Below are 8,917 nucleotides of genomic sequence, written 5' to 3'. Positions count from 1 at the left end.
CCCCCTTCACGACGACGGCCCCCGCACCTCCGCCTTCCCGGCGGCGGTGCGGGGGCCTCGCCGTGCCTGCAACCTCGGCTGCATAGCCTTCAGCGGCCCACCTCATGGTTTCCTCCTGACGCGATCGCGTCTGCCGCCAGACCGTGATCTCCTTGGAGAAGGGCCGCTACGACCCCTCGCTCCCGCTCGCCTTCCGCCTCGCCGCGGTGTTCGAGCGGCGGATCGAGGACCTGTTCACCCCGGACGAGGAATGAGGAGACCCGCCATGGGCGAGATGCCCCCGGAGCTGCGCCACCACGGATTCGAGGAGGACGACGCCCCGCGCCGTCCGAAGCCGATCGTCACGATCGTGGCGGTCCTCTGCCTGGCCGCGCTGGTCCTCTCGGCCCTCTCCGGTCTCTTCCTCTGAGGTCGGGACCGGGCCGACGCACGCATTCGAGACGTGCCGGCGTCAGATGCCGGCCCGCCCCGAGGCAGACCGACGCCCTCCGGTCAGCGCACCTCGCCGTCGACGTAGACCCAGGCCCCGCCGTCACGGCGGAAGCGGCTGGTCTCGTGCAGGCGGAACCAGCCGCCCTCGCCCTCGCCGACCGCCACGAACTCGACCACACCGCGGTCCTGGAACGGCCCGCCGTCCTGGGTGGAGAGCACGGCCAGGCGCGTGAAGCGCGCCGCCGGCTCCGCCGGCGTCGGGGTGAGGTCCGCGGCGGAGGGGCGATGCTCGGCGGCCCAGGTGGCCCGCAGATAGGCGACCATCGCGGCAGACTCCGCCCCGCCGTCGTCGTGGTTCGGATCCGCCTCGCCGAGGCGGGCGAACGCGGCGAAGCGCGAGCGCATGAGTGCCTCGGCGGTGGGCGCGGTCAGCTCTCCGGTGGCCGCGAAGCGCTGGTGCGCCCTCCCGCAGCACTCGGCGTAGGGCAGGCCGAGCCCGCAGGGGCAGGCCTCGGCGCTCACGCCTTCCCGCCGCGGCGGGCCTGACGGCGCTCGCGGGCGGTCGGGGCGGAGGTGTTCTTCGAACCGCGGATCGCGGCACCGATGACGCCGGCCAGGGCGAAGGCCATGGTCGGCAGGAGCGGGCTGATGCGGGGACGCCGAGCGCGGTCCGTGGCGGAGGCCGGCGGGCGGGCACCCTTCGGGGGACGTGCAGTGATCATGGCACCAGGCTAGGCCCGGGCGAGGCGTCCGAGCAGGCTCCTCCGCCGAGGGCGGAGCGGTTCGCCCGGGGACAGACGAAGGACGCCGGGCAGGCCCCCGGCCCGCGCCCATCCGCCTGAGCACGCACCGACGGGGCACCGGCCGCAGGCGCCGCCCACCACACTTTCGGCCAGGTGGCCAAAAGAACTTGGCAGCCCGGCCAACTCTGTGTCAGGATGGTCCGCATCCCGACCCGAGCTTCCCCGTGAGGTGCCCTGTGTCCGCACTCCGCCGCTGGACCGCGATGGCCGTGCTGGTCCTGCCCGTGCTGCTGATCTCCATCGACATGTCCGTGCTCGGCATCGCCGTGCCGTCCCTGTCGGCCGACCTGCAGCCGAGCTCCACCCAGCTGCTGTGGATCATCGACCTCTACTCGTTCCTGCTGGCCGGACTGCTGATCTTCATGGGGTCCCTCGGCGACCGGATCGGGCGCCGGCGCCTGCTGCTCATCGGCGCTCCGTTGTTCGGCGCCGCCTCCCTGGTGGCGGCGTTCGCCACCACCCCGGAGACGCTGATCCTCGCCCGCGCCCTGCTCGGCATCGGCGGCGCCACCCTCATGCCCTCCACCCTCGGCCTGATCCGCACGATCTTCCCGGACCGCACTGAGCGCCGCACCGCGATCGCTGTGTGGGCCACCGCGTTCTCCGGCGGAGCCGCGCTCGGCCCCGTGGTGGGCGGCGCGCTGCTCGAGCACTTCTGGTGGGGCTCGGTGTTCCTCATGAACGTCCCGGTGATGGCGGCGTTCCTGCTGCTCGCCCCGTTCCTGCTGCCGGAGTCCAAGGACCCACACCCGGGTCCCTTCGACCCGCTGTCCGCGCTGCTGTCCATCGTGGGCCTGATCGGCGTGGTCTACGCCCTGAAGACCGCCGCGAAGTCCCCGGACTGGACCGTGCTGGTGGGCCTGGTGGCCGGCGGCGCGGCACTGACCTGGTTCATCCTGCGGCAGCGGCGCCTGGCGAACCCGATGATCGACGTGTCCCTGTTCGGAAACATCGCCTTCACCTCCGCGGTGTCCATCAACGTGATCTCCATGTTCGCCTTGATGGGCCTGATGTTCTTCCTCCCCCAGTACCTGATGCTGGTGGAGGGCATGGGCTCGGCTGCGGCCGGCCTGTGGATGCTCCCGCTGGCGGCGGCCTCCGTAGTGGGCACCCTGCTCGCTCCTCCCCTGGCGAAGACCGTCTCCGTGCGTACGGTGATCATGGCCGGTCTGGGGTTGGTGATCTGCGGCTTCGGGGTGGGCACACAGATGCACGGGGACGAGACCATGCTCCTGTTCACGCTGCTGTCCGGCCTGTTCGGCCTCGGCGTGGGCCTGGCCGAGACCCTCACCAACGACGTCATCCTCACCGCCGCCCCACCCGAGCGCGCCGGTGCGGCCGCCGCGATCTCCGAGACCGGCTACGAGTTCGGCGGCGCCATGGGCACCGCGGTGCTGGGCACCGCCGGCATGGCCCTCTATGCGGCGCAGGTGCGCGAGACCGCGGACCTGCCCGGCATGGACGCGGCCTCCGCGGACGCCGCCTCCCAGACGCTCGCCGCCGCCCACCGGATCGCCGAGACCCTTCCCGACGGCGGCACCCGCCTCCTCGAGATCGCCGACGGCGCGTTCATGGCCGGCATGGACCTCGTCGCCGCGATCGGCATCGGCACGGCCGCGCTCACCCTGCTGCTGGCCTGGCACGGCCTGCGCTCGGAGGGCAGACAGGGGCAGCCGGCCGCCGCCCGGCAGTTCATCGCCGAGGCCGCGGCCGCACGGGACACCGCGCAGATGCGGCGGGTCGAGGCGCACGAGGTGCGCCGGGTCGAGGCGGACGAGGTGCGCCGGGGCGCCGCCGAGCCGGCCCCCGCACGAGGCGAGGGACAGGCGCAGGCACGAGCCGTCGTCGGGGACCGGCCGGGCGGCACTTCCGGTGCGGTGCAGGACGAGGCTGGCGCCGCCGTCGGGAAGGAGCAGACCCGTGGCTGAGAAGCGCACCCACGTCCCCCTGGAGCAGCGGCGTCAGGAGCTGACCGAGACCGCCGTGCGGGTGATGGCGCGCGACGGCGCCTGGGCCCTGACCACCCGCGCTGTGGCCAAAGAGGCTGGCGTGCCGCACGGCACCGTGCACTATGCGTTCTCCTCGAAGAACGAGCTGCTGCGCGAGGTCATGCGGCTGGACATCAGCCACCTCAACGACCTGGCGGCGACGCAGCGGGAGCGCGAGATCTCCTCGGCACAGGACGTGCGGCACGCGGTGGCCGAGGTGTTCACGGCATATGCGGACTCGGTGATGGCGGACCCGGACACCGAGACCGCGTATTTCGAGCTGTCCCTGATGGCGGCGCGGGAACCGGAGCTGCGTGCGCTGTCCGGGCAGAGCCAGGGCGAGTATCGCGCCGTGGTGGCGCAGCTGCTGGAGGACATGGCCGCGCGGACCGGCCTGGCCTGGGACGCGGACGTCGCCCTGGTGGCCGAGCAGGCGCTGTCCGGGCTGTTCGGGGCGGCCGTCGGATGGCTCGAGCACCGCGACGACGCCCTGTTCCGCGCCCTCATCGACGACGCCGCCGAGGTGCTGGCCCGCAGGTTGGGGTGAGTGGGGCGGGCTCGCGCGCTGCTCCCCAGTGCTGATAATCGACGGTTTGTCATGGGATCGCAGAGATTCTCCGCGATCCCATGACAAACCGTCGATCCTGGCGGGGGGGCTGCCCGCGCACGCTCACCGCGGAACCCGGGCGGCGTCGTCACGCCGGCCTGCGCGGCACTCCGACTCGCAGCAGCTCAGCCTCCAGACGCCGCGGGTCCTTCAGGTCAGCCCACGTCCAGTGTGTGACGTCGCGGCAAACCCTCCGAAGCTCCACATCCCGTTGCTTCTCTCTGTTGATGGAGTTCCTCCTGTCTCGGGGGTCCGCGTGGAGGTCCACGTCATACTTGCCGATCCCGTCGAACTCGCCGGCGACCCGGACGTCCTCCCACCAGAAGTCGGTTCGCGCGATCTCCCGCCCGTCCGGCGCGAAGAAGCGCCGCTGGAGCTGCGGCGCCACGAATCCCAGTTCGTGGATGAGTGCCCGGGCGAGGGACTCTCCGGCCGACTCCGCACGGGCGTCCGAGAAGGACCAGGCCCGGGTGAACCTCTGCGTCGCAGCCCTGCTCCTGAGCCTGTGGACATGGTTCTCCGCCCACGTCTGAGAGGGACCGGGCAGACGGCGGTGAAGCCCATCCAGGGCGACCACGGCCTCTCGGAACGGAAGGGTGGACCCCAGGAGAAGCTGCAGCGTCGGCAGCGGATCGACCGTGACAGCACCGAGCGGCGTACCGTCCTTCAGCTGCGCCTCGACCGTGGCCGGTGCCAGGGGCGCCGCCGGCCAGGCGGTCCACCCGATGGCAGCCAACGCAAGCCGGCCACGCCAGCGCCGCGGCTTCTCTTCGACCGGGGCCTCGACGCCGTTCCAGGTCCAGCGCACCACGGGCAGCGCCCACAGCTTCTGCCGGTTCCGTCCTCGAGCGGCGTCTGAGAAGGGCGAGGCGGTCATCGCCCGCTTGGCACGGTGCCCGGGCACGCGGGATCGAAGCCAGATCTCGCGTGGCGTCTCCGCGAGCGGGAGGCCGTACAGGTGGGCCGCTGTCACACCGGTGAACCGGGCCGCCGGATGAGTGAGCGCATAGGCCGCGCACGCCGCGGTGTACCGGTCCCACGGCGCCATGGCGGCCCAGCGCTCGAGACCGATGTAGACCCCGGGGCAGAGCCGGGCGACGCGCCCGGTCGTCCACAGCTTGCCGAGCAGGTTCGCGGCCGACTTGGGCGCTCCGTCCGCCAGCCGGAGCAGCGGCCCATGTCCGGGAATGAGGAGACCCTCCGACCGAAGCCGAGCGGTCCGTTGTTCGAGAACGTCGTCCATGTGCCCAGCCTGCGTGGTCCGGACGGACGACTCCGATCGGCTGTGGACAACTCCCGCCGGCAGTCGGTTCGATGCACGGGCGGGTTGCACCGGTGTCGTGGCGGCTGCGGTGGGCCGGATCATCGACGGTTGGTCAGGGGATCGCGGAGAATCTCCTCGATCCCCTGACCAACCGTCGATTATCAGCAGCAGAGGGCCGGCACCGGCACCCACCCGGCCTCACGCCCCCGGCTAGACTGGGCGGGCAAGCACGCGGAGCGTCCGGCGCCCAGGCCGACGTGAGACGGCACGAGACGGCGCGCCGCCGTGCTTCCAGCACCGTCAGCAGGCCCCGCCGCGCGGGGCGCACCAGGCACATCAGGAGCAGTGGATGCCCACCATCGTCGTCGACGTCATGCCCAAGCCCGAGATCCTCGACCCGCAGGGCAAGGCCATCGCCGGAGCCCTCCCCCGCCTCGGCTTCACCGCGTTCGAGCAGGTCCGCCAGGGCAAGCGCTTCGAGCTGCACGTGGAGGGCGAGGTCACCGACCAGATCCTCGAGCAGGCCCGCACCGCCGCAGCCGAGCTGCTGTCCAACCCGGTGATCGAGGACGTCGTGAACGTCGCCGTCCTGGACGAGTCGGAGGCCTCCGCCTGATGACCGCCGAGATCCCGCTGATCGGGGACTACTCCACCCCCGGCACAGAGCTCAACGGCGCCAGAATCGGCGTCGTGACCTTCCCGGGCACGCTCGACGACGTCGACGCCGCCCGCGCCGTCCGCCTCTCCGGCGCCACCCCCGTGTCCCTGTGGCATGCGGACGAGGACGCCGCCGGCTCGCTCAAGGACCTGGACGCCGTGGTGATCCCCGGCGGCTTCTCCTACGGCGACTACCTGCGCGCCGGTGCCATCGCCCGCTTCGCCCCCATGATGGACGCCATCGCCGCGGCCGCCGGCGGCGAGGCCGGCTCCACCAGGGGCCTGCCGGTCCTCGGCATCTGCAACGGCTTCCAGATCCTCACCGAGTCCCACCTGCTGCCGGGCTCGATGATCAAGAACGACCACCTGCACTTCATCTGCCGCGACCAGGCCCTCGCCGTCGAGAACAACGAGACCGCCTGGACCCGCGACTTCGCCCCGGGCCAGCGGATCACCATCCCGCTGAAGAACCAGGATGGCCAGTACGTGGCGGACGAGCCCACGCTCGACATGCTCGAGGGCGAGGGGCGCGTGGTCTTCCGCTACCTGGACGTGAACCCGAACGGCTCCCGCCGTGACATCGCGGGCATCACCAACGCCACCGGCAACGTGGTGGGCCTCATGCCGCACCCGGAGCACGCCGTGGAGCCCGGCTTCGGCCCGGACACCGAGGACGGCCTGCGCACCGGCCTCGACGGTCTGCCGTTCTTCACGTCCGTCCTGTCCACCCTCGCCTCCGGAGGTGCCGCATGAGCCAGCAGTTCAACATCGACACCGTCGAGCACGCCGCCGCCACCCCCGAGGTCGAGCAGCCCTGGGCCGAGTTGGGCCTGAAGGAGAACGAGTACACCGAGATCAAGACGATCCTCGGCCGCCGCCCCACCGCCGCCGAGCTGGCCATGTACTCCGTCATGTGGTCCGAGCACTGCTCGTACAAGTCCTCGAAGGTGCACCTGCGCCAGTTCGGCGAGAAGCTCACCGACGAGATGAAGAAGAACCTGATGGTGGGCATCGGCGAGAACGCCGGCGTGACCGACCTCGGCGACGGCTGGGCCGTGACGTTCAAGGTCGAGTCCCACAACTCGCCCTCCTACGTGGAGCCCTACCAGGGAGCTGCCACGGGCATCGGCGGCATCGTGCGTGACATCATCTCCATGGGCGCCCGCCCGGTGGCCGTGATGGACCCGCTGCGCTTCGGCGCGATCGACCACCCGGACCCCGCCCGCGTGTTCCACGGTGTGGTGGCCGGCATCGGCGGGTACGGCAACTCCCTGGGCCTGCCGAACATCGGCGGCGAGACCCGCTTCGATCCGATCTACCAGGGCAACCCGCTCGTCAACGCCCTCGCCGTGGGCGTGCTCAAGCACGAGGACCTGCGCCTGGCCAACGCCTCCGGCGTGGGCAACAAGGTGGTCCTGTTCGGTGCCCGCACCGGCGGGGACGGCATCGGGGGCGCCTCCGTGCTGGCCTCCGAGTCCTTCGACGGCGACGGCAAGCCCGCCAAGCGCCCCTCGGTGCAGGTCGGCGACCCCTTCTCCGAGAAGGTGCTCATCGAGTGCTGCCTCGAGCTGTTCCGTGGCTCCCTCGTCGAGGGCATCCAGGACCTCGGCGCCGCCGGCATCTCCTGCGCCACCTCCGAGCTCGCCTCCAACGGCGAGGGCGGCATGCGCGTGGAGCTGACGGACGTGCTGCTGCGCGATTCCACGCTGACCCCGGGTGAGATCCTCATGTCCGAGTCGCAGGAGCGCATGATGGCCGTGGTGACGCCGGAGAACGTCGCCGCGTTCGAGGCCGTCATGGCCACGTGGGACGTCGAGTACTCCTGGCTGGGCGAGGTCACCGGCGACGGCCGGCTGGTCATCACCTGGGACGGCGAGGTCATCGTGGATGTGGACCCGCGCACCGTGGCCCACGACGGCCCGGTCTACGAGCGCCCCTACGCCCGCCCGGCCTGGCAGGACGGGCTCCAGGCGGACACGTTCCGCTCCTCCGAGGCCGGTCAGCACCTGCCTGCCACGGGCGAGGAGCTGCGGGCCGCCGTCGTGGAGCTGATGAGCTCCCCGAACCTGGCGGACACCTCCTGGATCACCCGCCAGTACGACCGCTACGTCCGCGGCAACACCGCCCTGGCTGCCCCGGACGACGCGGGCGTGGTGCGCGTGGACGAGGAGACCGGCATGGGCGTGGCCCTGGCCACGGACTGCAACGACCGGTTCACCTACCTGGACCCCTACACGGGCGCGCAGGCCTCCCTGGCCGAGGCGTACCGCAACGTCACCACCGCCGGCGCGGTGCCCCTGGCCGTGTCCGACTGCCTGAACTTCGGCTCCCCCGAGGACCCGGACGTGATGTGGCAGTTCGCGGAGGCCGTGCGCGGCCTGGCGGACGGCTGCCAGGCCCTCGGCATCCCGGTGACCGGCGGCAACGTGTCCCTGTACAACCAGACGGGCAGCACGCCGATCCACCCCACCCCCACGGTGGCCGTGCTCGGCCAGTTCGACGACGTCTCCCGCCGCACCCCGTCCGGCTTCGGCCAGGACGCGGACGGCCAGGCGATCTACCTGCTCGGCACCACGGCGGACGAGCTGGACGGCTCGGAGTTCGCCCGCCTGCGCGACCACCTCGGCGGCCTGCCGCCGACGCTGGACCTGGCGAAGGAGCGCCTGCTGGGAGACCTGCTGGTCAACGCCTCGCGCGACGGCATGATCGACGCCGCGCACGACCTCTCCGGCGGTGGCCTGGCGGCGACCCTGTCCGAGATGGTGCTGCGCTTCGGCGTGGGCGCCCGGATCGTGCTGGACGGGATCATGGAGCGCGACGGCGTGGACGCGTTCACCGCCCTGTTCTCCGAGTCGCAGGCCCGCGCGGTGGTCTCGGTGCCGCGCACCGAGGAGGTCCGCTTCACGGACATGACCACGGCCCGGAACTACCCGGCGCTGCGCATCGGCGTGGTGGACGCGGAGTCCGGGGCCCTCGAGGTGCAGGACCAGTTCACCCTGCCGATCGCCGAGCTGCGCGAGGCCTGGGAGGCCACCTTGCCGAAGCACTTCGGCTGAGCCGCACCGCCGGCGCACCGGGCCGCCGTGCGGGCCGGCTGACGCCGGCGTCCCGACGACGGCCGCTCACCACGGGTTCCGCACCTGCGGGACCGAGGTGGGCGGCCGTC

The 8,917-nt window shown here is 72.0% G+C and carries 9 protein-coding genes and 1 pseudogene; 7 read left to right on the top strand and 3 right to left on the bottom strand.

Annotation, left to right across the window (positions count from 1 at the left end; all coding sequences use genetic code 11):
* Positions 1-128: 128 nt before the first annotated feature.
* Positions 129-254: pseudogene (locus HMPREF2863_RS11665) on the top strand (helix-turn-helix transcriptional regulator); the annotation flags it as partial.
* Positions 255-265: 11 nt separating this feature from the next.
* Complete coding sequence (locus HMPREF2863_RS11955) at positions 266-409, top strand: hypothetical protein (protein ID WP_167754998.1); 144 nt, start codon at positions 266-268, stop codon at positions 407-409.
* 83 nt (positions 410-492) lie between these two features.
* Here the strand turns inward: HMPREF2863_RS11955 and HMPREF2863_RS12250 are convergent, their stop codons facing one another.
* Both HMPREF2863_RS12250 and HMPREF2863_RS12245 read right to left on the bottom strand, forming a co-directional pair.
* A complete protein-coding gene (locus HMPREF2863_RS12250) occupies positions 493-954 on the bottom strand; it encodes a YchJ family protein (protein WP_070637177.1) in 462 nt (153 codons plus the stop codon).
* Complete coding sequence (locus tag HMPREF2863_RS12245) at positions 951-1,154, bottom strand: hypothetical protein (protein WP_070637175.1); 204 nt, start codon at positions 1,152-1,154, stop codon at positions 951-953. The genes HMPREF2863_RS12250 and HMPREF2863_RS12245 overlap by 4 nt, the downstream gene beginning before the upstream one ends.
* 257 nt (positions 1,155-1,411) lie before the next feature.
* Between HMPREF2863_RS12245 and HMPREF2863_RS00465 the strand changes: the two genes are divergently transcribed.
* Together HMPREF2863_RS00465 and HMPREF2863_RS00460 are read left to right on the top strand one after the other, a co-directional pair.
* Positions 1,412-3,163 (top strand): MFS transporter, encoded by a 1,752-nt coding sequence (locus HMPREF2863_RS00465; protein ID WP_246828789.1) that lies wholly within the window; start codon positions 1,412-1,414, stop codon positions 3,161-3,163.
* On the top strand, positions 3,156-3,770 hold the full coding sequence (locus HMPREF2863_RS00460) for a TetR/AcrR family transcriptional regulator (protein WP_070637173.1): 615 nt from the start codon (positions 3,156-3,158) through the stop codon (positions 3,768-3,770). The genes HMPREF2863_RS00465 and HMPREF2863_RS00460 overlap by 8 nt, the downstream gene beginning before the upstream one ends.
* 148 nt (positions 3,771-3,918) lie before the next feature.
* Here the strand turns inward: HMPREF2863_RS00460 and HMPREF2863_RS00455 are convergent, their stop codons facing one another.
* Complete coding sequence (locus HMPREF2863_RS00455) at positions 3,919-5,073, bottom strand: hypothetical protein (RefSeq protein ID WP_070637171.1); 1,155 nt, start codon at positions 5,071-5,073, stop codon at positions 3,919-3,921.
* A 370-nt stretch (positions 5,074-5,443) separates the two neighbouring features.
* Between HMPREF2863_RS00455 and purS the strand changes: the two genes are divergently transcribed.
* Genes purS through purL form a run of 3 tightly spaced genes read left to right on the top strand, consistent with a single transcriptional unit; the run spans position 5,444 to position 8,807 of the window.
* Positions 5,444-5,710 (top strand): phosphoribosylformylglycinamidine synthase subunit PurS, encoded by a 267-nt coding sequence (gene purS, locus HMPREF2863_RS00450; RefSeq protein ID WP_067189266.1) that lies wholly within the window; start codon positions 5,444-5,446, stop codon positions 5,708-5,710.
* Entirely contained in the window at positions 5,710-6,504 is a 795-nt protein-coding gene (gene purQ / locus HMPREF2863_RS00445; protein WP_070637169.1) for a phosphoribosylformylglycinamidine synthase subunit PurQ, read from the top strand. The genes purS and purQ overlap by 1 nt, the downstream gene beginning before the upstream one ends.
* Positions 6,501-8,807, top strand: coding sequence for a phosphoribosylformylglycinamidine synthase subunit PurL (gene purL / locus HMPREF2863_RS00440; RefSeq protein ID WP_070637167.1), 2,307 nt, complete (start codon positions 6,501-6,503; stop codon positions 8,805-8,807). Before purQ ends, purL begins: the two co-directional genes overlap by 4 nt.
* The last annotated feature ends 110 nt before the right edge of the window (positions 8,808-8,917 follow it).

This window comes from Micrococcus sp. HMSC067E09, assembly GCF_001812555.1.
Classification (GTDB): domain Bacteria; phylum Actinomycetota; class Actinomycetes; order Actinomycetales; family Micrococcaceae; genus Micrococcus; species Micrococcus lylae.
This window is presented reverse-complemented; position numbering and strand designations above follow the sequence as displayed.